Here is a 266-nt window from a genome sequence, read left to right as displayed (position 1 = left end):
CTTTGGGCAGCAGATATTCTTTCAAGCCGCACCTTAATAGCCGAATACGATGGTTTTATTGATTTTAACCCGACCACTTTCCACTCCTCCCAACGCGGCCCAGATGGTAAAATCTATATTTGCGGAGGTTTTGGTACTCGCTATATGCACGTCATCCACAATCCTGATGCGCCCTGCCCGGATTGCCGTATAGAACAACGTGGCCTAGAGTTGCCCACCTTCAATGCAGGCTCCGTCCCCAACTTCCCCAACTATCGCCTCGGCCC

1 protein-coding gene is annotated in these 266 nt (G+C 51.5%); it reads left to right on the top strand.

Going from position 1 to position 266, the window contains the following annotated elements:
- The coding region (locus tag FRY97_RS23065) for a hypothetical protein (RefSeq protein ID WP_211356974.1) at positions 1-266 on the top strand (266 nt) is incomplete at both ends.

This window comes from Phaeodactylibacter luteus, assembly GCF_007993045.1.
Taxonomy (GTDB): Bacteria; Bacteroidota; Bacteroidia; order Chitinophagales; family Saprospiraceae; genus Phaeodactylibacter; species Phaeodactylibacter luteus.
Note: the sequence above shows the minus strand (reverse complement) of the source record. Positions and strands in the feature narration are given on the sequence as shown.